Origin of the sequence: Pedobacter sp. KBW06 (genome assembly GCF_003852525.1) — a bacterium.
In the GTDB taxonomy this organism is placed as follows: domain Bacteria; phylum Bacteroidota; class Bacteroidia; order Sphingobacteriales; family Sphingobacteriaceae; genus Pedobacter.
Map to the genome: position 1 here is coordinate 157,318 of NZ_QAJL01000003.1, position 21,490 is coordinate 178,807.

Annotated in this window: 25 protein-coding genes; 7 read left to right on the forward strand and 18 right to left on the reverse strand. The window is 42.9% G+C overall.

What is annotated here, in order from left to right; translation table 11 throughout:
* Positions 1-58: 58 nt before the first annotated feature.
* Together DBR43_RS15435 and DBR43_RS15440 are read right to left on the reverse strand one after the other, a co-directional pair.
* Complete coding sequence (locus DBR43_RS15435) at positions 59-544, reverse strand: acyl-CoA thioesterase (RefSeq protein ID WP_124582356.1); 486 nt, start codon at positions 542-544, stop codon at positions 59-61.
* 80 nt (positions 545-624) lie between these two features.
* Complete coding sequence (locus tag DBR43_RS15440; protein WP_158622507.1) at positions 625-1,221, reverse strand: TetR/AcrR family transcriptional regulator; 597 nt, start codon at positions 1,219-1,221, stop codon at positions 625-627.
* A 172-nt stretch (positions 1,222-1,393) separates the two neighbouring features.
* Between DBR43_RS15440 and DBR43_RS15445 the strand changes: the two genes are divergently transcribed.
* Genes DBR43_RS15445 through DBR43_RS15455 form a run of 3 tightly spaced genes read left to right on the forward strand, consistent with a single transcriptional unit; the run spans position 1,394 to position 3,254 of the window.
* Complete coding sequence (locus tag DBR43_RS15445; protein WP_124582360.1) at positions 1,394-2,098, forward strand: DUF4386 domain-containing protein; 705 nt, start codon at positions 1,394-1,396, stop codon at positions 2,096-2,098.
* Complete coding sequence (locus tag DBR43_RS15450) at positions 2,095-2,520, forward strand: DUF6326 family protein (RefSeq protein WP_124582362.1); 426 nt, start codon at positions 2,095-2,097, stop codon at positions 2,518-2,520. The genes DBR43_RS15445 and DBR43_RS15450 overlap by 4 nt, the downstream gene beginning before the upstream one ends.
* Before the next feature lie 11 nt (positions 2,521-2,531).
* The gene (locus DBR43_RS15455; protein ID WP_124582364.1) at positions 2,532-3,254 is read left to right on the forward strand and encodes a hypothetical protein; all 723 of its coding nucleotides are present in this window, start codon (positions 2,532-2,534) and stop codon (positions 3,252-3,254) included.
* Here the strand turns inward: DBR43_RS15455 and DBR43_RS15460 are convergent.
* The 11 genes from DBR43_RS15460 to DBR43_RS15505 all read right to left on the reverse strand — a co-directional run bounded on the left by DBR43_RS15460 (position 3,245) and on the right by DBR43_RS15505 (position 11,097).
* The gene (locus DBR43_RS15460; RefSeq protein WP_124582366.1) at positions 3,245-4,843 is read right to left on the reverse strand and encodes an ABC-F family ATP-binding cassette domain-containing protein; all 1,599 of its coding nucleotides are present in this window, start codon (positions 4,841-4,843) and stop codon (positions 3,245-3,247) included. The genes DBR43_RS15455 and DBR43_RS15460 overlap by 10 nt on opposite strands.
* A 207-nt stretch (positions 4,844-5,050) precedes the next feature.
* Positions 5,051-5,653, reverse strand: a complete 603-nt coding sequence (locus DBR43_RS15465) for a hypothetical protein (protein WP_124582368.1) — start codon at positions 5,651-5,653, stop codon at positions 5,051-5,053.
* Positions 5,654-5,766: 113 nt separating this feature from the next.
* Positions 5,767-6,264 (reverse strand): YybH family protein, encoded by a 498-nt coding sequence (locus DBR43_RS15470; RefSeq protein ID WP_124582370.1) that lies wholly within the window; start codon positions 6,262-6,264, stop codon positions 5,767-5,769.
* 242 nt (positions 6,265-6,506) lie between these two features.
* The gene (locus DBR43_RS15475) at positions 6,507-7,112 is read right to left on the reverse strand and encodes a Crp/Fnr family transcriptional regulator (protein ID WP_124582373.1); all 606 of its coding nucleotides are present in this window, start codon (positions 7,110-7,112) and stop codon (positions 6,507-6,509) included.
* A gap of 13 nt (positions 7,113-7,125) precedes the next feature.
* Positions 7,126-7,743 carry a hypothetical protein gene (locus DBR43_RS15480; protein WP_124582376.1) on the reverse strand — a complete coding sequence of 206 codons (618 nt, stop codon included), beginning with the start codon at positions 7,741-7,743 and terminating at the stop codon, positions 7,126-7,128.
* 125 nt (positions 7,744-7,868) lie between these two features.
* A complete protein-coding gene (locus DBR43_RS15485) occupies positions 7,869-8,453 on the reverse strand; it encodes a DUF6266 family protein (protein ID WP_124582378.1) in 585 nt (194 codons plus the stop codon).
* Positions 8,381-8,536, reverse strand: a complete 156-nt coding sequence (locus DBR43_RS32945) for a hypothetical protein (protein ID WP_158622508.1) — start codon at positions 8,534-8,536, stop codon at positions 8,381-8,383. The genes DBR43_RS15485 and DBR43_RS32945 overlap by 73 nt, the downstream gene beginning before the upstream one ends.
* Positions 8,537-8,832: 296 nt before the next feature.
* Positions 8,833-9,546, reverse strand: coding sequence for a hypothetical protein (locus tag DBR43_RS15490; RefSeq protein ID WP_124582380.1), 714 nt, complete (start codon positions 9,544-9,546; stop codon positions 8,833-8,835).
* A gap of 14 nt (positions 9,547-9,560) precedes the next feature.
* Positions 9,561-9,860 carry a hypothetical protein gene (locus tag DBR43_RS15495; protein WP_124582382.1) on the reverse strand — a complete coding sequence of 100 codons (300 nt, stop codon included), beginning with the start codon at positions 9,858-9,860 and terminating at the stop codon, positions 9,561-9,563.
* 21 nt (positions 9,861-9,881) lie between these two features.
* Positions 9,882-10,253 carry a VOC family protein gene (locus tag DBR43_RS15500; protein WP_124582384.1) on the reverse strand — a complete coding sequence of 124 codons (372 nt, stop codon included), beginning with the start codon at positions 10,251-10,253 and terminating at the stop codon, positions 9,882-9,884.
* Positions 10,254-10,287: 34 nt separating this feature from the next.
* A complete protein-coding gene (locus DBR43_RS15505; protein ID WP_158622509.1) occupies positions 10,288-11,097 on the reverse strand; it encodes a helix-turn-helix domain-containing protein in 810 nt (269 codons plus the stop codon).
* A 165-nt stretch (positions 11,098-11,262) separates the two neighbouring features.
* On the opposite strand from DBR43_RS15505, the gene DBR43_RS15510 reads away from it, so the two are divergent.
* Complete coding sequence (locus DBR43_RS15510; RefSeq protein ID WP_124582388.1) at positions 11,263-17,172, forward strand: hypothetical protein; 5,910 nt, start codon at positions 11,263-11,265, stop codon at positions 17,170-17,172.
* An 85-nt stretch (positions 17,173-17,257) separates the two neighbouring features.
* On the opposite strand, the gene nudK is transcribed toward DBR43_RS15510, so the two are convergent.
* Genes nudK through DBR43_RS15525 form a run of 3 tightly spaced genes read right to left on the reverse strand, consistent with a single transcriptional unit; the run spans position 17,258 to position 18,835 of the window.
* A complete protein-coding gene (gene nudK, locus DBR43_RS15515; protein WP_124582390.1) occupies positions 17,258-17,839 on the reverse strand; it encodes a GDP-mannose pyrophosphatase NudK in 582 nt (193 codons plus the stop codon).
* Entirely contained in the window at positions 17,826-18,185 is a 360-nt protein-coding gene (locus DBR43_RS15520; protein ID WP_124582392.1) for a DUF4406 domain-containing protein, read from the reverse strand. The genes nudK and DBR43_RS15520 overlap by 14 nt, the downstream gene beginning before the upstream one ends.
* Before the next feature lie 56 nt (positions 18,186-18,241).
* Entirely contained in the window at positions 18,242-18,835 is a 594-nt protein-coding gene (locus tag DBR43_RS15525; RefSeq protein WP_124582394.1) for a Crp/Fnr family transcriptional regulator, read from the reverse strand.
* 211 nt (positions 18,836-19,046) lie between these two features.
* Here DBR43_RS15525 and DBR43_RS15530 point away from each other — a divergent pair, with 211 nt between their 5' ends.
* The gene (locus DBR43_RS15530; protein WP_124582396.1) at positions 19,047-19,367 is read left to right on the forward strand and encodes a hypothetical protein; all 321 of its coding nucleotides are present in this window, start codon (positions 19,047-19,049) and stop codon (positions 19,365-19,367) included.
* A 24-nt stretch (positions 19,368-19,391) separates the two neighbouring features.
* Here DBR43_RS15530 and DBR43_RS32950 read toward each other — a convergent pair whose 3' ends face one another.
* Positions 19,392-19,538 carry a hypothetical protein gene (locus DBR43_RS32950; RefSeq protein WP_158622510.1) on the reverse strand — a complete coding sequence of 49 codons (147 nt, stop codon included), beginning with the start codon at positions 19,536-19,538 and terminating at the stop codon, positions 19,392-19,394.
* Positions 19,539-19,555: 17 nt separating this feature from the next.
* Here DBR43_RS32950 and DBR43_RS15535 point away from each other — a divergent pair, with 17 nt between their 5' ends.
* Positions 19,556-20,371: an SDR family NAD(P)-dependent oxidoreductase gene (locus DBR43_RS15535; RefSeq protein ID WP_124582398.1), complete on the forward strand. Its 816-nt coding sequence runs from the start codon at positions 19,556-19,558 to the stop codon at positions 20,369-20,371.
* 17 nt (positions 20,372-20,388) lie between these two features.
* Here the strand turns inward: DBR43_RS15535 and DBR43_RS15540 are convergent, their stop codons facing one another.
* The gene (locus tag DBR43_RS15540) at positions 20,389-20,901 is read right to left on the reverse strand and encodes a hypothetical protein (RefSeq protein ID WP_124582400.1); all 513 of its coding nucleotides are present in this window, start codon (positions 20,899-20,901) and stop codon (positions 20,389-20,391) included.
* A 257-nt stretch (positions 20,902-21,158) separates the two neighbouring features.
* On the opposite strand from DBR43_RS15540, the gene DBR43_RS15545 reads away from it, so the two are divergent.
* The gene (locus tag DBR43_RS15545; RefSeq protein ID WP_124582402.1) at positions 21,159-21,485 is read left to right on the forward strand and encodes a YciI family protein; all 327 of its coding nucleotides are present in this window, start codon (positions 21,159-21,161) and stop codon (positions 21,483-21,485) included.
* Positions 21,486-21,490 lie beyond the last annotated feature (5 nt).

The following is a 21,490-nucleotide window of genomic DNA, read 5'->3' on the forward strand; positions in this document are numbered from 1 at the left end:
TCAATTGATTAAAGAGGCGAACTTCTGCATTTTATTTTAAAAAAAAGACGATTTGGCTTTATTTAGCTTCCTTTTTTTGCTGACCAATGTAAGCACGTCTCGCCTCGAAATCAGACTGTTCAACGGGGAGCAGCACTTCCCTGAATAATTCCGTCAATTCCTCCGAATGTTCCGCAGACCTTTGGAGGGCAAGATTAAAATGGCTGAACCGCGTCCAGAGTAAGGCTTTCAACCTCGTTTTGTTTTCATCATACATCCTCATTTCCACCACAAGGTTTCTGGTATCAAAAGAGATCAGTTGTGTTTCAATACTGATGCTTTCCATCGCCGTGGCCGGCCTGAAATAGCCGATCTGCTGGGAAGAGACCACCCAACTCAGCTTTTGGCTCCCCATCATGCCAAATACGTCCAGGCCATAATCCTCCAGTAACTGGTCTTCCCGGGCGTTAATGAAATAATCCAGGTACTTTGCATTGTTTAAATGATTGAAGGGATCACAATCCTGAAACCTTACTTTTCTGTTGCTCGATAGTATTTTTTTCATCTGTATATTTTTGTTTTTAAAGGGTTATCTTTCATTGATTTCAATCGCATACCGTTCGGTATGTTAACATATAAAAAATTTTAACTGCTCATTTTTTCTCTCAAAAGGCTTTCTATCAGGTCCATCATATTGGTTAAATAGCTGCCGTCTTTATGCGTAACTGCCATAAAAACACCGCCCTCGATCATACAATAAATGTTCTTTCCAAATGCGACTGCGTCTATATCCTGTTTTATTCCACCTTCGGCTATGCCCGACATGAGGAGTTCGATGATTCCTGTCTCCAGTTTAATGATGAGGGCCTTAACGGCTTCAAACAATTCGGGATTATTGTTATTTGCATCCGTTCCCATGTTCAGTACCGGGCATCCCCCCTCCTTTTCTACCAGCTCATAATATCCACGGTAATAACTGATCATCGTCTGAAGCTTTTCCAGGGCAGTATTACATTCCTGCATTTTTACAGTAAGCGGATTGATCATCCGTTTTACATTTATCCTGAAGGCCTGAATGGCGAGATCCTGTTTATTCCTGAAATGAAAATAGAGCGCTCCTTTAGTCAGCCCGCTTGCCTCGGTCAGGTCGCTGAGCGTGGTTCCCGAATAACCTTTTTTATTGAATATCGGGGCTACCTTTTCAAGTATCAACGCATGTGTTATGGTAGAATCTCTTTGCAATGGGTCAATGGTTTGACTCAAAGATAATAAAAATACCGATCGGTATGTTGTTATTTTAAAAAAAACGCCGCAGCCATGAACAATTGGTTTACAATCCCTTAACTCGAAAAAAACAGATCTATTCCCGTAACAATTTCCAGCGGCAATCGTCAGATATTCAAGACCAGACCAAATGATAAACCCAAACAAAAGGACAGCGAGAATAGCAGGTTTGCTATACCTGATCGTAGTATTGAGCGGTATTTTCAGCCTGATGTATGTTCCGGGGAAACTCATCGTTACGGGAGATGGATCAGCAACGGTTAAAAATATCATTGCCGCTGAAACCCTATTCCGACTTGGGATCCTCAGTAGCTTCATTTGCTATACGGCCTTTTTACTATTGCCTTTGGTCCTCTGTCAATTACTGAAACCGGTTCATAAAACCGCTGCAATCCTCATGGTGGTACTGGCGATCGTTAGTGTACCCATCTCTTTTGTCAATATGTTTCAGAAACTTGCAGTACTGACCCTGATCAGCAAAGCTGAATACCTTCAGATATTTGACATGGGCCAGCTGCAGGCACAGGTATTGTTACACCTGGACTATTACAATAACGGGATCAAAGTGCTTACCATCTTCTGGGGGCTTTGGTTACTTCCCTTTGGCTACCTCGTTTTCAAATCCGGATTTCTTCCAAAAATTCTAGGCATCCTCCTGATGATCGGATGTTTTGGCTACCTGATCAATTTTACCGGGAACTTTCTTTTTACAGGTTATCGGGAAACGGGCATTTCCCGCTGGGTTAGTCTCCCGGCCAGCATTGCGGAAATTGGAACATGCCTCTGGCTTTTAATTATCGGCATTCATTCTAAAAACCTAAAAACCGACAAATGAAAACAAACAATGGTACATTGGAAAACTTCCACATCAATATCCGGATTAAATTAGCGGCATTATGGATTGTAGTCATGTTTTGTTACCTCTATGGCGACTTCTTCACATTATTTGTTCCCGGACGGATTCAGGGCCTGATCAGTGGAAATTCAGGGATTGGCCCGGTCAGCCCTCTAAAGCTGTTGATGTTCGCCGTACTCATGACCCTTCCCTCTTTGATGGTGTTAATGTCATTGATGGCCAGACCGGCAGTTAGCCGTTGGGCAAACCTCAGTATGGGGGTATTTTTTACGGTCATCATGATTTTGGTAGTAAGCAGTTCCCTTACGACGTGGATGATATTTTATACTTTTTTAGGATTAATTGAAATTATAATGACTTCCTTAGTGATCTGGTACGCCTGGCGCTGGCCAAAACATTAAAACCTCATCCATTGACAAATACACTTATCTTAATCATTTTAGCCGTTCTTTTGCTCATTGCCCTGCTTTCTGTTTTCGCTTATAAAAAAATACGGCTCAGCACCTCAGAAAGAGACAACCTTAGAAATCCCCAATTGCCAAAGGCTGTAACCGGTGAACATTCCATGCGTTTGGAATGTATGGACATCAGGAACCTTTATTTATGGATGACAACTGTATGCTGGACGTTGATATTGATCATGTCCACCTTTGCCATTGCAGGATCAGGCACCCTGTCGTTCGGTCCGGGAGTAAAAGCTGTACTCAGTTATTTAACCGGCTTTGATGTCGTAAAATTCAGTCCGCTGATTTTCCCCGTCATCCTCCTGTACATCATCTACAGCAGAAAACAACTCGTCTGGAAAAAGGGCCTTTTGATCTCTTTAAAACCTGCTGGCATTCTCAGCTTTGAGGTCAAAAGACTCTACAAATCAGCCACCTATATCTATCTGCGTTCAGCACATCAAACCTGGGTACTCGCACCGGCAACGCAGGAAGAGTCGAAAAAGTTCAGAAACCCGATCATTATGCGTGAACAGGTGGCGCTTAACGAAATAGAAATCGAGAAACTCAGGCAAAACCTATTGCAATCCGGTGCGGAAGAGCGCAAGTTTAGCCTGATTCCCCGATACCTGACTTTTGCACTCCTCAGCCTGCTGATCTTTATGATCTTAGTCATGGGAATCTATACCTGAAGATCGAGATCAATGAAATCTACCGCATTGACCTGTTTCAAAAAATATTCATCATGAGAAACCAGCAGCAATGTCCCCTGGTATTCATTCACCGCATTGGTTAAAATCTCTATGTTTTTAAGGTCCAGGTTATTGGTCGGTTCATCCAGAACGATGATATCCGGGGCCTGGTTGCTAATGGTCAGGGAACACAGCATCAACCGCATTTTCTCTCCACCACTGAGTGCTTTACAAGGCTTGTCCCAATCCTCTTTGGTAAACAGGAACCGGTTTAAGCGAATCTTGATTTCATGTTCCTGCAGTGCTCCTGAATTGTACTGCTGTGCCTGTTCATACACCTGCAGTCCGGGATCAATCAGCGCATAATCCTGGTCCATATAAATGCTTTGAACATCAGCCCGTTCTATGCTTCCCGAATGGGGTTCCAGCTGTCCTAAAATCATCTTTATCAAGGTAGTTTTGCCGGAGCCGTTGCCTCCCCTGACCGCCAGTCGTTCGCCACTTTTGATTTGAAAGTTCAGGCCCTGTTTCCAGAGCAGCTGATCATGATATCCAAAATTCAGGTCCTTTGCCTCGACCAGTATTTTCCCTTTATGAAGCGCGGAGCTATCAAAATCCATTTTCATTTTGTCTATACCGGGCAGCTCTTTCCTTAGCTGTGTCAGTTCTTCTGAAATTGCTGTTGTTTTTTCTGCATGAACCCCCTTCATCCTTGAAGTACTTTTCTCCGCATTGTTTCTAAGGGTATTCATAAAAATAGTGGGCACACCTGCCTTCTCTTGCTTTTTCTTTCCGCGGGCATCCAACTTATGCTGACGTTCCAGCGCTTCTTTTTCTGTTTCTTTAGCTTTTCGAAACACCTTTTCCTTATTTTTCAAGGCCTGGGTCAAAGCTTCGCTTTCCAGGGTCTTTTGTGTGGCATAAAAATCATAATTGCCGCCATAAACCGTAATCCCACCTTTGTCCAGCTCAAAAACCACATCCAGCAGGTTGAGTAAGGTTCGGTCATGGCTCACCACCAGCAAAGTCTTTCTGCTGGCAACCAGATCTTCATAAAGGATCTGTCTGCTGCGTGTATCTAAATGATTGCTGGGCTCATCCAATAAAATGATTTCCGGCTGGTGAATGCGGATTCCTGCCAGAAAAACCTTTGTTTTTTGTCCTCCGCTAAGGCTCTCCATTTTCTGGCCGAGCGATACCTCCTCCAGTTTCCAATGTGCAAAAGCTGATTTGCAACGCTCTTCAATTGCCCAGTCGTCATCCAGCAAAGCCAGGTTTTCTTCGGTCACCTGTCCATCCAGAATTTCTTTTAAGGACTGAAGTTTACCTTCGATCTGCAGGGCCTGAGCAACCGTATAGTCGTTAAACTGGCCAAAAATCTGGGGCACATAGTATGGTTTGGAATCTGTTTTGACCAGACCTTTTGAGCTGATTAAGTTTCCTGCAATAACGTTCAGAAGGCTGGATTTCCCTACGCCGTTATTGCCTGTTAAGGCGATTTTATCGTGTTTATTGATGACGAGGTTTAAATCAGCAAACAACAAATCCCTATTGGGATGTAAATAAGTAATGTCTTGAAGAATAATCATAATTCCTTTCTTTTAATTTGAATAATTACAGAAGCCCGGGGTCTGGGTTCTATTTATTTTTCTGAAAGAAATTAGATTCTACATGCGCTGAGTATATTTTTTATTGCCCCGCAAAGATAAAAAATATCAGGCAAATCCCGCGATTATTTTATCATTGCTGATCATTATCCTATCCGGAAGATGGATACTCTGTTACCTCTTGCTCTGTTACAGCTTTCTATAATAGATTAATACAAATAATGGAATAAATATAATGACAGCGATAATCAGGGGTTTCCAGATTGGTTTTTTCCTGAATTTCCTGTCGTTACCGATAAACCTCCCCCAAAAGAATTCATACATCATTAATACCCCAAAAGCAGCCATGATATAAGTATAGGGCCCACTCAGATTTATATATTCTGAGATAGACAGTGTAAACAGGCTGTACAACAATCCAAATAAAACCACCGGCCATCTGGGTTTCCCCAGATCTTTGCAATTTGCGGCCAGCATAAAAGAACCAAAAAATACGGAGAACAAAATAGAGAAAATATAAATCGCCGTTTTTGAGTAGTACATTGGCACATCCAAATCCAGCACCACATTTTGCTTCCAGGCAGGCAGGTTTTCCTTTTCTTTGTTAGTCTTATTGGCTTCCAGCTGATTTTCAATATCGGCCAATAAACCTTCCGGCAGGATTACTTTTCTATTCTGCAACTCTGCTAAGGCCAACCTTACCGCTTCTTCCGTGTGTTTTCTAACATTTTGCACGTAGAACATTAGCTCATGATCTGTCTTGGCAGAGAGGATTTTTTTGAGGGCGCTCATCGGTTAATTTAAACAACCAAAGTAAGTCAATAATTTCAAAAACCACCCATACTAAAAAACGAGAAGCGGTCTGAGTTCTCATACCACTTCTCGTTTTTTTAATGTTATTTAGCCTATTTCATTTTGTTAAAAACGTATCGCGCTATTTTCCATGCTCCATTTTCTCTTTGTAAAACGAACAGTTCCCTGTTTTCTTCTTCTCCCTTAACACCGGTAGCATGAATCAGCTGCGTTCCTCTTGAAATTGTTCTGGCAAAGGCATAGTTCTCATTGATCAGCACGGTTTCATCAATCTGAAATTTGATATTTAACTGCAGGTTTTTGAACACAAATTCGTAAGCTCCTTTTAATTGTTCCTGACCGATAGCGGAAGGGCCTCCCTGTGGCATAAATACGCCATCTGTAGTATATAAAGGCAATACCTTGCTGACATCCGATCCATTTAAGGCATCCTGGTAATTAATAAGTAATTTTTCGATTGCTGTTTTTACTGTTTCCATTTTGATAGATTTTTTAGTGTTGTTATTGAATTGCTTTTTATGCTGAGCCTTAATATTGGCCAAACCTGTTGTCATCAGCAGGCTGAGCAATAAAATTGATTTCTTAATCATTTGATTTGTGATTTACAGGGTCATGACGATTTTACCATTCGTCTTATTGCTGTCCATTAGCTGATGTGCTGCCACAATCTGACCGAAGGCAAAGGTGGCGGTTCTTCGTTTTTTTTTAATGGGATTGCTTTCATTTTATGTTGCTTTTTTGATGATTAATGACAACACAAAGATGGGGCAGCTCAAGCGGACTGGCCTATAAGCTATCACAAGAAAGAACCTTAACCTAGATTAAGGGTAACTCATTTAGAAACGAGATCTTTTCTTATTTTACTTAGAAATTCGGGGGTAATTCCAAGATAGGAAGCTATTTGCGTATTGGGAAGCCTTTGGGATAGCTCCGGGTATTGCTCCAAAAACGCGAGGTAGCGCTCCGTAGCATTCACACAAAAGGATTGAAGCAGCCGGTTTTGAAGCTCCACAAATTTATCTTCAATGATCACTCTAAAGTTGCGGTCAAACTTGGGACTATTGACATACAGGAAAAGGAGGTCAGGTCTTTTAATTTGAAGAATGTGCCCCGGCTCGATCGCTTCGATATAGAGTTCACTTGGTTTCTCGGCATGAAAACTTCCGATATCTGTGGCCCAATCGTTCTCCGTTACAAATTGAATGTTATGCTCCCCTCCTTTCTCATCTACTTTATAGATTTTAAAGCAACCGGAAACCACAAAATTATAATGCTGACAAACATCACCTTCCTGCAGAATAAATTGTCGCCGTTTTACTTTCCTTTCAACCACCCTGGGGAGCAGCATAGCGATATCCTCTGCATCCATCGGTAAGTAATCGTTAAAATGCGCAATTAAAGGAGCGATATAAGAAGGAACAGGATTAGGGATGCTCATGTTTTTATTAAGGTTATTTATCAGTTTTTTCCCGTTCAATATAATTTTCAACGATTTTCAGAAAATCATCCTTTGACAGAAAGCGCTTGAAAAAATCGGCTAAAGATCCTTCATTTGTCAGCTCAGAAAAGAAAACTTCATGATCCGTTCCAAAAACGGTTGGGTTTTCCTGGTTCCGGTCAGACAAACAAATATAATATTGATCCGGAAAACCATAACTGGAGGTAATCACCATAAAGTCGGGCCTGGGATCTGTAGAAATTTTAAGAATTTCCGTTAAATCGACCTCCTCCTCATCAATAAACAGATCGTTCCACTCCTCAAAGTCGAAAGTTCCTTCAGAAAATGGGGTAAACAGGAAATTCCTGAAAAATGCCTGCCCATAAGGAATTTCATGATCAGAGAAAAAATGCTCCATCAGTTTTTTATAGAAATCCTGCTTGTTGTCTTTATACAGCTGTTTGTTTTCCTCATAAAACTGGTCGGCACCAAACAGTTCATCTCTATAATGATCAGGATACAGGGGATGCTTAAATGTGATTGCCGCTAAATCTTCCTGTAGGGAAATCCCTTTCACATGGTCTGTATTTCCGCCTAAACGTTTAATTTGATTAAGAATTTCTTCTTTCATATGTCATCTTTGATGGGATTATTTGCCCTGTTATTTAGCCATTCTTTTACCAGTCCATCGGTGTTCAATAACCTTGCCTGAATTTCATTGTGTGCTTCGGGAGGCTTTACTTCCAGGTTAATAAATTAACTTTCTTTTCCATTTCCGGAAAAACTCTGTTCATCTAACGTTTTTAAAGCTTTGATCATTGTATTTCTGTGCAACCCGGCGGTACTTTTTCCGTTTTCTTCCTGCTGATCTGCAATGTCCGGTATCATTTTATCTTCTTCTATCGATTCGGGAATCACCGTTTTTGCTTCCACTTCCGTGTTCAGGATCGGTTCCCCATCCTCAAGTTGGATCCGGCCTAAATACTGGCTGTCGGATTGGACAGAACGGTCTTTAGCCACTAGGCCAATGTACAGATCAACTTCTTTTCCCTGCAAGTCTTTTGAAATCCGCAACATAGCAGTCCCTGCGCTTCTGAAATTGCCCGGGCATTCATAGCAGGACTTCTGACCTTTAAGGTTGATGGCCAAAAGCAGCACCTGATCATATCCCGAGCTTTGGGGAACATTTTCCGGGCTTCCGGGAGCACTTTCCGGGTCCCAATGAAAGCTCAGCAGCTCCGCACTTTCCTGCAGGACAACCGGCGTAGTTAAACCAGGAAAGGCACCACCACTGATCTTAAAGTGTGCGGAGCAGTTTTCTCCGGTAAACTCCGCATCCATTCTTTGCCATAGAGCGTATAACCAACCACAGGACCAATTTTCCCGCTAAAACCACCCAATAAACCTTTTGTAATTCTTACCATAATACCTGATTTAATTTATGTTATACCAGCACAACAACTCCTTTCGGGTTAAATCAGTTCCAACCAGCTGTTTACCCATAGTTTAGCCGCTGTTTACAAGCTCCCGAGCGTGTATGCAGCGTGTATAGACCCTGGATCCACCGGATATGGAGCTTGTTGCGCCGGGATCTGTTACCTGCAAGATACGGAACAGACTTCTGGATAAGGTTATACTATTTTGCATGGATACCCACCAAAATTTGCTATAAAATCAACTATTGGAAGCCATTTAGGCTGGTCTGCCCAAAGAAAAAGACTCAGTTCAGCTGAGCCTTGTAATATTCAAAATGTTCGGACCGCTGGGAATTTTCTTTCCTGCTGACGAGGGCTTTGATGAGGAAAGAGTGGTCATCAATCCAACGGACCTGATCTACGCTCCATTTGTCGGTCTTGAAATATTGATATTCTGTAAGTAATTTCGAAGGCACTTTCCTGTCGTTTACTTTCAGGATGGCAATCGTACAATTGTTTACGTTGTAGACCTCATTGTAAAAGTAAAGCAGGTACCTGCTATTGACCGAAGGAACAGGAGTTTCGACCGCCGCATCGCCTATAGACACAATGGTATACCTGTAATTGCTAAGGCTGTCCAGCAAAATCAGGTCACTAAAACCCAGGTGTTCCGAAGTAGCATTACTGCTCAGCACATACATCTTCAATTTCGGAAAATAACCAAAAAATCCGAACCCTTTAAAACCATCACCGCTGGCCTGGGGATCGTATTTTTTGAACCAGTATTGCTTTCCTTTTGCCCTGATCTGAAACTGTGATTTCGTTTCTTTCAATTTAAGTTTTACCAGGGTTTTACCAGGTTTATGCTGCTCATATTCTGCAGCGCTGGTTTTCTGCAGGCGGATTTCCGGCAGTTTTTCATAAGTCTCTATATAGCCAATACTGACCTTGTTCCTTTCCTGTGAAAAGGATGCAAAGGAGGCGAAGAGCAGCAGGATCAGCAGGTGTACCCGGTTCATATCACATCCGGAATTTATGACAGCGAAAGATACAGCTGAACCAACTCTTCCCATTCCTTTTCAAGACTTTGATCAGGTGCAGACTTTCCTGCCCGCTGATACCAATAGTCTGCATTCCAGAGATCTCCTTCTTTCCGGTGCAGATAAGCATGGACATGTGCGGAGGCCCGGTCATTCAGATGGTCAATCAGGTCATGGGCAGTTTTCCAATCGCCCTTTCCATCATGCCACAAAGCCAGAAGTGGAGGAGAGAGTTGCTCAGGCATTTCTCCGCTGATTATGGTGTTTTTAAAATGATCCTTATCTATTCTCATATTTAGCAGCGCTGATCAGAATTAAACGTGCTGGTCAAGAAGAATAACATTCCCATCCGGATCGGTTACCATAAAGCTGGCGGGACCGGAAGAATTTTCATCGGCTTCTCCTTCTATCCTGAGTCCTTTGCTTTTCAGGGATTTCTGGATTTCTCTTATATCATCAAAACCAGGTACATTGCCCGCATTTTCATCCCATCCGGGATTGAAAGTCAAAATATTGTTTTCAAACATCCCCTGAAACAAACCCACCAATGCATTCCCATTCTTCATAATGAGGTAGTTCTTTTCCAGCTGACCTGCAAAAGCAGTAAAGCCCAGGTTTTCATAAAATGCTTTGGAAGCACTGAGGTCTTTAACGCTCAGGCTGATTGAAAATGCCCCTAGTTTCATAGTTTTTTATCTTTTGGTTGCTGCTAAATAACGATTAATATTTCTCAAATGGAAATGAGCGAAAGACATCATCCCTGGTAATGAATTTTGGATTTCCTCCGGTAAACTGCTTGAAATCCCGGATCATGTGCATCTGATCAAAATATCCGCAATGATTTGCCAGCTGACTCCAGGGCAATTCCGGATGTTTTTCCCTCAGTTTATACAGGTTGGAAAAACGCACCAGTTTCCCAAAGGACTTGGGAGAAATTCCCAATCTCAATTTACAGACCCGCTCAAATTGCTTTAAACTCAGACAGGATAAGGCCGCCGTATCCTCTATCGTTTGGTTCCCTCCCTGTTCAATCATTAAATTAAGTGCATGGTCTACCGGTAATAAGAACCTGGAAGCCTTTAAGCGCTCTTTTAAATATCCCTGAATAATCTGGTTCTGGGATTCGGCGCTGGCTGCTTCTGCTAAACGTTCCATTAAAAGGTTGATGGAACTACCGATAAATGTTTTGGCATCAACACAGCGGTTGATCATTTCCTCCTGGGGCACATTAAAGAAACTATACAAACCAAAAGGCTTGAACTGTACATTCACAATACAACAGTTTCCATCCATGAGAATCGAAGTGGGCATGGTATGTAAACCTGTAAATACCGCATCAGGCCTCCTTACATATTCGCCCTGCTCAAAAAATTCAGGTTTACCAACCAGGATGAAACACAGGTACTGATAACAGTCCGGAACCAGGTTCATTTCTTTCAAATCACTGGATGCTGAATCCAGCTCAGTGATGATAATTTTCTTAACGTAATCTTTTAATAATGAGTCTGGTTCATAAAATTTCAATCCCATGACAGCGTGCTTTTCTGAGGAACAACTCATAGGGAAATTTGTTTGATGTGCTTCAATAATGGCAAATCGGATAAACGACGATTTTGTACTATTTCTACCCCTGCCCGAGGTTTAAATTTAAAATGGATAAAGCACATTTCTAAATCATCCTTTACACCTACCACTATGATCACATTGCAAAAATCTTTCCGTTATCAGGGAAATCCCGATGAATTTGATAAAATACAGATCAAATTGACTTACCCCATTTTTGAATACCAGGAGAGCGAATCAGAAGGAAAGTTCGCACGTCAGCAGGTTTCTTCTGATGCGACCACATTTACACAGGAACTGGGTCAGGAGACTTACCGTGCAAAATTCCCTGCCTCAGCCATTACCGGTCAACCGGAAGGTTTAAAATTCTTCTCTTTTTACACCCGGCAATGCATGTCTTCAAAGCAGGATGATCTGGAAGGATTAAGCATTTCCCTGAATTATCTGCTGCTTTCCGAAAGCAATCTGCCTTTGAAACAAGATACCCTGGATGCCCTGTATTTCATCAGAAGAAATTTACCAAAATCAACTGAAGAACTGCTTCCTGTTCATGAAAAACAAGGAAAAATCACCATTTTCGACAACAACTTTGAAAACAGCATCATCCTCATTAACAAACAAATGTATACCCAGCTGCTGTTTCAATTTAAAGAAATAGCACATGTGGAACCGGATCTGGTATGGCTCAACATTGTACAAAAATTCGTCAGTGCCACGAATCCCGATCTCAGTGCCGCTTTAACCTTCAGTGATCAGGCCACGATGGTGCTGATGGAGATCGTTCGGGCCGAAAACATTGAAGACATAGAAGGCACGGCGCAGTTTGTTCAGAAGTACATGGAAAGGTTATTTGATTTTCCGGTTGTCCTGGAAGCAATAGAAACCATAGCAGTGGCGGGAAACTTCCGGGTAATCCCTGCTGACCATACAGAGATCAGTCAGGAGGACCTGTTTTTTTACAATTTATCTTTAGAATATGCCACGGTAGATAACATTGGGGGACCGCAAAGTTTGCATTACGACTGGTCTTCTCCTTACACGGAGCTGAGTGACAATACTGCTGCTTTCTCCTTCGCAGAGCAGCGGCTGATCGTGCCGGGCAGCGTCTCCGGATCAATCCACATCCGGGTAAAAGGCTTTGACGGCGCCACGCTATGGTCCCAAAGTTTCAAACCCAATGACGCCGCTTTAAGGGAGTTGTTTATTGAAGTGCACCTCTCCCGCCCTAATGTGATCAAGGCAGGAAGCGCCTATGCGAAATCCGATAAAGGAAAAAAACTGAGGGGACAGCTGGTGGGGCTGACTAAAAAATGTCCTTTTAAGGAGGTAACGGTTATCATTCAGGCGAAAAAAGAAGGAGATGAAAACTGGCGTGTGGTGGCTGCAGGTACGACAGACAGTTCGGGAAATTTTTCCCTGCCCTATCCTTTCGGTTCTTATATCCTTGCTCAGGCCCTCCTTTCCATCAGTCCGCACCACCCTGCTGATGTTCCTGTTGATATCGACAATCAGGAAGAACAGACAATTTCAGACGATTTTCTTTATCTTTTGGTAACGGAGCCGGAATGCGAAGACAACACACATGAAGGAGAGGAAGATTGCGATTGTCATACCCCTAAAAAAGCGGCCAGGCTTCCGGATCAGGCAGACCTGATCAATTCGAGTGAGTATACACAGGACATTGGCGGAGGCTGCGTCAATTTATCTACTCCAAACCGGACCTTAAGGGAGTACAGCTACCAGGGAATTGTGCGGACTTCCGATCCTGATGTCGCCAATTATACTTTAAAAAAATACGTCAACCTCTCACTTGGCTTTCTATTGCCACCCGTTTTTGGACCTGTAAGCCCCATCAAAGTCAGCTTTGAGCTGGTTGGTGGTGCAGAAAAAATCAAACGCAGTGCTGTTGATCTGAACAATCCGATCAGGTGGCAGGACGCACCTGATGCGAAAGAAAATTTAACCTTATATCAGTCGGTGACAATCGCAACAGGCCATGTTTTACATTACCGTTCTGAATTCAGGGCCGATGGATATTCTTTGGGCAACCTGCTGTATTCCCTCCCCCTGGCTCCCGGTCAGAAAAAACAAATTGTCGTGATGGATTCCCAGCATTCTCTTCAAGGCACCGAGCAGCAATCCATCCGTCAGGGAGAAAATCTGGCATCAAACTTAGTGAACGAGCGGGATGTTGCCGACCAGCTGAGTGGCAGTTTCAATGAAGCGATCCAGGGCCGGAGCTCAGGAAATACCAGCGGAATGAGTGGCGGATTAGGGATCGGGCTTAATATTGGAATTTTATCAGGTGCTTTAGGTGTTTCCGGAGGCGCTGCCAATTCTAATTCTTCCGCTTCACAAAACAGCTCCCGGAATACCGCCCAGTTTTTTGGGGAGAAGCTTCGTCAATCGATTATGCAGAATGCAGACAGCTACCGGCAGTTAAATGCAACCCTGATTACCACCGTAAAGGAAGGTCAGCATTACGCCGCTGTAACTGAAGTTGTGGCCAATCACAACCATTGTCATGCGCTGACGATGATGTATTTTGAAGTGCTCAGGCATTATGCCATTTTTCAGGAACTCGTTAGTGTGGAAGAATGTGTCTTTGTGCCTTTACTCATGACCAATTTTACGGTAGACAATATCTTTAAATGGGCAGATGTTTTGTCTGGCCATCTCCTGCCCCTGCAGTCCAATACCTATTTGTCTTCTTTCTCTATTTTTCGCCTGAACAAACAACATCCACTCTTAAAAGGCTTTGACGCGAACGAAAGGATCAAAAGCAATTATGCAAATGTAGATTTCCCTACAGGCAGGTACTGCGATGAAATCATTAGTTCGGTTTCAGGAACAATGACCATCAGGGTCAACCTGCCCCGTCCTAAAACAAGGTTCGACCGCATTTTATCCCTGCCGGTCATTAAAAAAACAGTATATGAAAAGGGGGGTGTTGATATCGGCGGAACGATAAATGACAATATAAAAAGTGCAACAATGGCCGTTCTTACCGGAGGGCTGTCCTCACTTTTTGGAGATGGCCCCAGCGTATCTTATACCACCATTTCCCATGAGGTACTCACCAGAGGTCAAATATTTGATAATTTTATGTCTCTGGACGGAAATTATGAAAGTGTACCGCCTGCACGCTGCATTCGCGTCCATAACTTCGAACCCCTCACCATTTTTGCAGGTAATGTGAGCAAAACAATTGATTTCTTTGAGGGGATGCCCGATGATAAAAAGCTCTGGGATGCATATGCTAAAATCCTCAACATCAGCACCTCAGAATTACTGAGCAAATTCTTTCAAAATGTAATCGGCGACTGGGACAAGGTCTTTTTTGATGACATCGCGCCGCTGATCATCAAAAACCTTCTGAATGAAAATACAGTAACCCTGAAACCTATGGGCAATCTGGACCTGACCAGTGTGAATAATTATTCCGGGAGAGAGCAGCTGTTAAAGTACAATTTCAATGCTTCAACCGCTCTTAGCCGCAAAGAGATCACAGAATTAAACGCGACTTATACCTTCAACAAAAGCCTCAGTATTGCCGAAAAAGACACCTTGTTGAAGCAGGTCAAACTGAATGTGGAAAGCCTGCTCGTCAATTACAATACCGACCATTACCATGGCCGGATTTTTAACGGGTATGTAGGCAATGATTTATTTGACAATGCAAAGATTCCTGCGCCTATGAATTCCGACGAGAAGCGGAGCCCGCGGAAGGAAGATATTTTTGTGGTCACCAAACTCATTGAACACCTGAACAGCAACCTCGAGCATTATAACAAATCGCTTTGGTATGCGCTTGATGCTGACCGCAGGTATATGCTTTTGGATGGCTTTAACATTCAGATTTTTAATGATTTTGGGGTTCCTATTGGCTTCAGAAGCCTGGCATCGGTGGTCAAGAACCAATTGATTACCATCACCGGAAATTCCATGGTCTTTCCGGTAGCTGCAGGCTATAAAGTGAGTCAGTCTTACATCACCGAAGTCAATGAGGCACACCGTAAAGTAGAAGTCTCCCTCTTTGATCATTATAAACCTTTAACGCCGATCCCGCCCTATCGCATTAGTGTTCCCTCCAAAGGGGTTTTTCTGGAAGCGATTCAGGGGGCCTGCGATGCCTGCGAAAAAATCAAGGAAAACTCCGCTCAGGACTGGACTAAGTTTACCGCTGATGAACCGACTTCATTCACACCGGTCAGTCCGCCTGTTCCAACAATTACCGATTGGAAAGCAGCCTTTAAAGATTTTGCCAGCCCAATGATTAATATTCAAAATGCACCCGCAGCACCAAATCCCGGTGCCGGTTTGGCTGGCCTCTCCGAATTATTAGGTAAAGCGGGCGTATTTAAAGACATTACCGGATTAGATGTCAACCTGCAAAATGTGATCAAAACTTACCTGTCGAACCAGGAAAATGCAAAAGCTTTTGCGGAGATGGCCAAAGGGATGGCCGCTCAGGAACACAATACCCAGCACTCCGATAAGATTATGGATACCCTGAAAACCGCTAAAGATACAGGAGCCATCAATCAGGAGGACTATGGAAAACTCGTCAAAGAGCACATTCAAAAACAAATTGATGGCAATGAAAAACCGAAAAATCAGGAAGAGAAAGATAAGAGCTCTTTAAGTAAAGCTGCAGTCGATGCCGCCGCCAGCGGAAAAGAGGTAAAAGCCAGTAAAACAGATGGAAGCGGACTCACAGAAACAATAGAAGTGAAAGCTACGCCACCTCAAATGGCTTATGAACCACTGGTCATTAAATTATTGATCCCTGATCCCAATCATCCGAACACGATTAAAACCTTCGATCAGCGCACAGACAGCATCGGCTTCGGGTTATTTGACAGCGCATTTGATCCGGCCAAACCGAACAATGCGGGAATTCCCTATAACGATAAGTTAAACGGCCTGAAGGATAATTTCCCGGACAATGAAAGCCATAGATTTTATGTAGAAATCACCGATGATCAGGTCCCTGCAGGTACAAATACGATTGAAGTGGAATGGACCACCACATTTGGCAACGGGAGCACTTTATACGACATCAATCCCAACCCGACGCTGACTTTATACCGTGACCCTGCCAATGAAAATAATTTCAGATCGAAAGCGCTTTTACTCGTTCATGAAGAAATTGATCTGGAAATCACCGTGGATGGTAAAAAGAGAGGAAATGACAATTTCAGAATGCGGCTTGCAGGGATGTTTGCGATTATAAAAATCAATTATCCAATGCGGTCAGAACGCGCTTCATTTCCGGTCTTTAATCAGGGAAAACTACATAAACTTCCTGTTAATATTTTCATACTCCGGAATGCCGCAAATAAACCTGTGGCGACAGTTGATGCCGTAGCGACCTCTATTGCGAAACTTCAGGATGTATATGATAGCGTCGGACTGCTATTCAGTGCCGATTCGGAGTATCCTTTTGCAGGGAATAGCCTTGCACAAACCACACCAACGCCTGTGGCAACCAAGCGGAACATTCCTTATAAGGTAAATGAGATCACACTCCCTTCATCCATCAACATCAGTGCTTTAAAAGAAGCAGACCTGGTGAGCATTGCCAATTTAATTCCTGCTGCCCCCAACAAACTGAGGATATTTATCATAGATAAAATTGATCCCTCTTACCTGAAACCCGCAGTACTGGCATTTGCCTGCAACAAATCCTATGCGGCAGCACTTTCACCTAATCTTGTAGGCTGCTTATTTATTAAGTCTATTGGTACCGGCAACGGTTTTCCTTATACCATTGCCCACGAGATCGGGCATATCCTAATGGACAAAAGCGACTACCTGAGCGCACACTCCCTGCCAATTCCTCCACCGGATTCCAATCATGAGCATCACTATAATTCTACCAATCCCCAGTTCCCAAATGCTCAAAATCTGATGAATGCTACCGGAGCTGCAAACGTAGCCAGTGTGTTCTCCGGAAAAAGAATCTGGAATGTGAAAGACGCAGACAATTACAACCAATACGAAGATCTGATGAGCGACAGAATGGGGCTGATGCAGTAGTACTATGGCCTGATTTTCTCCAGGAATGAAAATCAGGCCATTCAGATATCCGTAACAAAATTATATCAATTGATATATCTTGCGATTAGAGCATATTTGCCAGCCTGAGGTGTTGCAGTAACATGATCGTTTTACCATCCTTGATTTCCCCATTACGCATTAATTCCATGGCTTTATCGATGTGCATTTCCAGCACTTCGATTTCTTCCTGCTCCTGTGCGACCCCTCCTCCATCATTTACTTTCATGGATTTGGAATATTCGGCGATAAAGAAATAAAGGATTTCGGTAACAGATCCCGGCGACATATACGCTTCGAAAACCTTTTTCACCTCAGAGATTTTATAACCTGTTTCTTCCTCTGTTTCTCTCCTGATGCAGTCTTCCGCATTGTCTTTATCCAAAAGGCCTGCACAGGTTTCAATGAGCATTCCGCTTTCATTTCCATTGAGAAAAGTGGGTAACCGGAACTGACGGGTTAAAATCACGGTCTTCAGTTCTCTGTTGTACAGCAAAATCGTGGCGCCATTCCCTCTGTCGTAGGCCTCTCTGTTTTGTGTCTCCCAGGTTCCGTCTTTTTTCAGGTATTCGTAAGTGATTTTTCTCAGGGTATACCAGTTGTCGGATAAAATATCCGTCCGGAGAATGTTAACTTTAGGATGCTTCATGAGGGACTTCATCGATATGATAATATACTTTTAGCCCTCTTTCCAGGGCAATCCTCACATCTTCGTCTGCACCTTTTGATGCACCTTCCAGACGCAGCACAGCGTCACATTTTAAAAGGAGGCGATGTGCTACCGGATATAGGATTTCTTCGTAAGCTTCGTCGCCAGGCCGTGTTGAGCCTGCAAGTTTTAGTAAGGGCAATGCCAGCCATTCCCCGATCACAGGGATATGTCCAAGCCGGAATAAAGGAAGCGCAGCTGCTTCCAGCCTGCTTAGATTTTGCTGCATTAAGATGGGATCGTCATTTGTCCCGCTGCGATAGGGACCTGCAATAAGGATGAGCATAGGATATGTTTTTTTACAAAAAAAGGTAAGATAAGGGAAGGAAAAAATAAGGTAGTTTAAGAAATCTTTTTCTTTTTGGCTTTATTCCCGCGGATCGTGCTTAAAAATTCCGGCGTGATGCCCAGGTAGGATGCAATCTGTTTTTGTTTGACCTGCTGCGCAACCTTCGGATATTTGATCAGAAAATTATGGTAGCGTTCTTCCGCAGAAAGCGATAAACCCTGAATCACCCGGAGTTGTTCCCGGATATAGGCATTTTGCATAATTATTCTAAAGAACCGCTCCAACTTTGGCAGCTGGATATATAAACGGTCGAGGTCTTCTTTTTGAAGTTGTAAAATACAACTGTCGGCTGTGGCTTCAATATTCAGCATCGCGGCCTGCTCATTTACAAAACAGAACATGTCGGTAACCCACCAGTCTGCAATAGCAAACATCACCGTTGATTCCTTACCCGTTTTATCCAGATAAAACGCCCTCAGTGTTCCTGAAACCACAAAATTGATGTCCCTGCAGATCTGCCCTTCCCTGAGGATAAATTCGTTTTTCTCTACCTCCTTTAGTTTTAAGCAGGCCAGAAAACAGGCCTTTTCAGCTTCATCAAGTACAATGTGTTTAGCGATATTTTTTAAAATAAGGTCATGCATCATTTGCTAATTTAAGCTGGCATATTTTCTACACTTAGCCATCGGGAAGCGCAAAACTATACTAATTACACTAAATAAATCAATAATATAACCAGCAATCTGAGTTAATTACACCAAATGGCGGGTTATTTAATAATTTTTCTGATAGAAATTTCAGCTGTTGAACAGGATGATAGTATAATTCTTCCGGAGAACTGGTATATTTGTCGCAATTATGGGTTACGCAAAAGAAAGAGGAAAGCTGGAAAAGTTACTGACAAAGACAGCTGGTATAAATACATATGACGAGAAAAGCCTGGCAATTCTTGTGGATAGCTATGAAAAATACTCACATACGGTCAGAATTTTAAAAAACAAAGAACCTGAATTGTTCCTTGATTTATATACCAACGAATTACAACAGATCAAAGAAAGCAGAAAAACGCTGAAAGAAAGTGATTCAGATGAAACACGTCAGACGAACTTTAGCGGTTATAAAGCCAGCATCGTACACGCTTTGGAAAAAACGATTAAAACAACAAACGAGACGGTATAATTCACCGGCAGATCTCAATTGTCATCACATACGGTCCTGTACAAGGATCCGAAAGCCACTCTCCCGGGTGGCTTTTTCATTGGCGGGAATGCCCCTCTTATTTGTCACATCCCTACGCCTTAAATCTCCGTCTGATCCTGCATTTTTGAGGTATAAAAATGACCTGTTCATCTTTTAGTATCAAGCCTATGTTACTTCAAAACAAAAACGCCGTTATTTATGGGGTAAGCCCCTCACTCGGAGGTGTAATTGCCCAATCATTTGCTGCTGCAGGGGCAACCGTATTTGTGACCCATAAACGACTGGAAGTTGCACAAAAAGTGGCCGCATCAATTCATGCCCGGGCTGGTCTGGCAGAAGCGGCAGAAGTGGACGCCCTGGATGCAGAGGCTGTCAGCAGTCATCTGGCAGCAGTAAAACAAAAGGCAGGAAGCGTTGACATCATCTTTAACCTCATCGGTCTGAAAGATACACAGGACATTCCCCTGGTAGAAATGGATCCTTCAGACTTCGAGCGTCCGGTTCAGATCGCCATGCGGAGTCAATTTCTCAGTGCTACAGCTGCCGGACGGATCATGATGGAACAGGGATCGGGTGTGATCCTTTCCCTTACCGCCACACCTGGAGGGATTGGATACGCAAATGTTGGCGGCTTTGGTCCTGCCTGCGCGGCGATAGAATCTTTTTCAAAGAACCTAGCTGCAGAACTTGGCCCCTATGGCATCCGTGCCGTAAATATCCGCTCTGCAGGATCACCTGATTCCCGGCCCTTTAAAGAAGCGTTGGAAAATGCAACTGATGAAGTGCTGGATTTTTTCAGGAAACTGGAAGCAGACACCATGCTTAAACAACTGCCCATGATGCAAGACATTGCAAATACGGCAGTATTTCTGGCATCTGACCTGGCGGGGAAAATTACAGGGGTCACCATAGATGTTACTGCAGGGACAACTGCCGCCCTAAATTATAAGGTTACAAAAATCCCTTTTTCCAGACAACAATAGCAAATCGCCGGGACCGGTTACATTGCAGCCAGGCTTTCCGAAACGCCCTGATTGCCACTCAGCGCCATAAAATAATTGCAATTGTGGACGATAAACAAAAGTTGTTCGGGAGTGATCCGGAAGTTTAGCTTTTCATTGATGCAGATCTCATAAGATGCTTTACAGCTTTGCCAGTTCATATTGGTTTTCAGGCAAATTAATTCATTTTGATCTGCGTCTGTTAGGGCTAAAGTTCCTTCTGTCAAACGCTTCATTTTAAGCAGATATTCCTGTGTTCCAAGATGAACCGTAACACTCAGGTCCCAGTTTAATTTCGATTGACAAATGCATTGATCACCATCCCACAGCGTCAGTTTGTTCATACAGAGTCCCTGAACTTTTAGGGACAATTTGGATTCCGGCTTAGTGCCAGAAATCTCAGCAGTATAGGTGCTGTACCATTTTGGGTAATTCAACATTGCCAATACTTCATTATTTTCAATCAATTGAAATGGTTTTTGTCCTTCGGATATTACGGTTAGATTTTTCATACTTTTTCTGTTTTTTTAATCAATAAGTATGTGGCACATTCAGTTCGTTACAGTATTTTTTATTTTTTTTTAAACTGCATTGAGTTGCTGTTGAATTGTGCTCAGGAGCATCACTCCTGTTTTGCTATGGCTGGAAATTCAGTGAAGCAGCCGGATGAGATGGCAGCATTAAGAAAACGCTTAAAAAAAAGTTTTTTTTTGTCCCCATCTTTAAGATTCAATCGTCATGACTGCAAAAACATTAAAATTTACAAACGATGAAAGAATTCTTATTAATTTTCAGGCTGAGTACTGCTTCTAGCCAGAAGCCATCGCCTGAACAAATTCAGGAAAGAATGAATTGGCTGGCGGGTATTGCCGCTCAAAATAAGCTGGCCGACAAAGGCAATACCCTCTCTACACTCCATGCAAAAACAGTAATGCCGGACAACGTGGTAACTGATGGTCCTTATGCCGAAATCAAAGAATTTATCAGTGGTTACATCATTGTAAAAACAGACACGATTGAGGAAGCGGTGGAATTTGCAAAAGGCAACCCGATTTTCAAAATGGGCGGCAATATAGAGGTAAGAGAAGTGCTTTAAAAGCC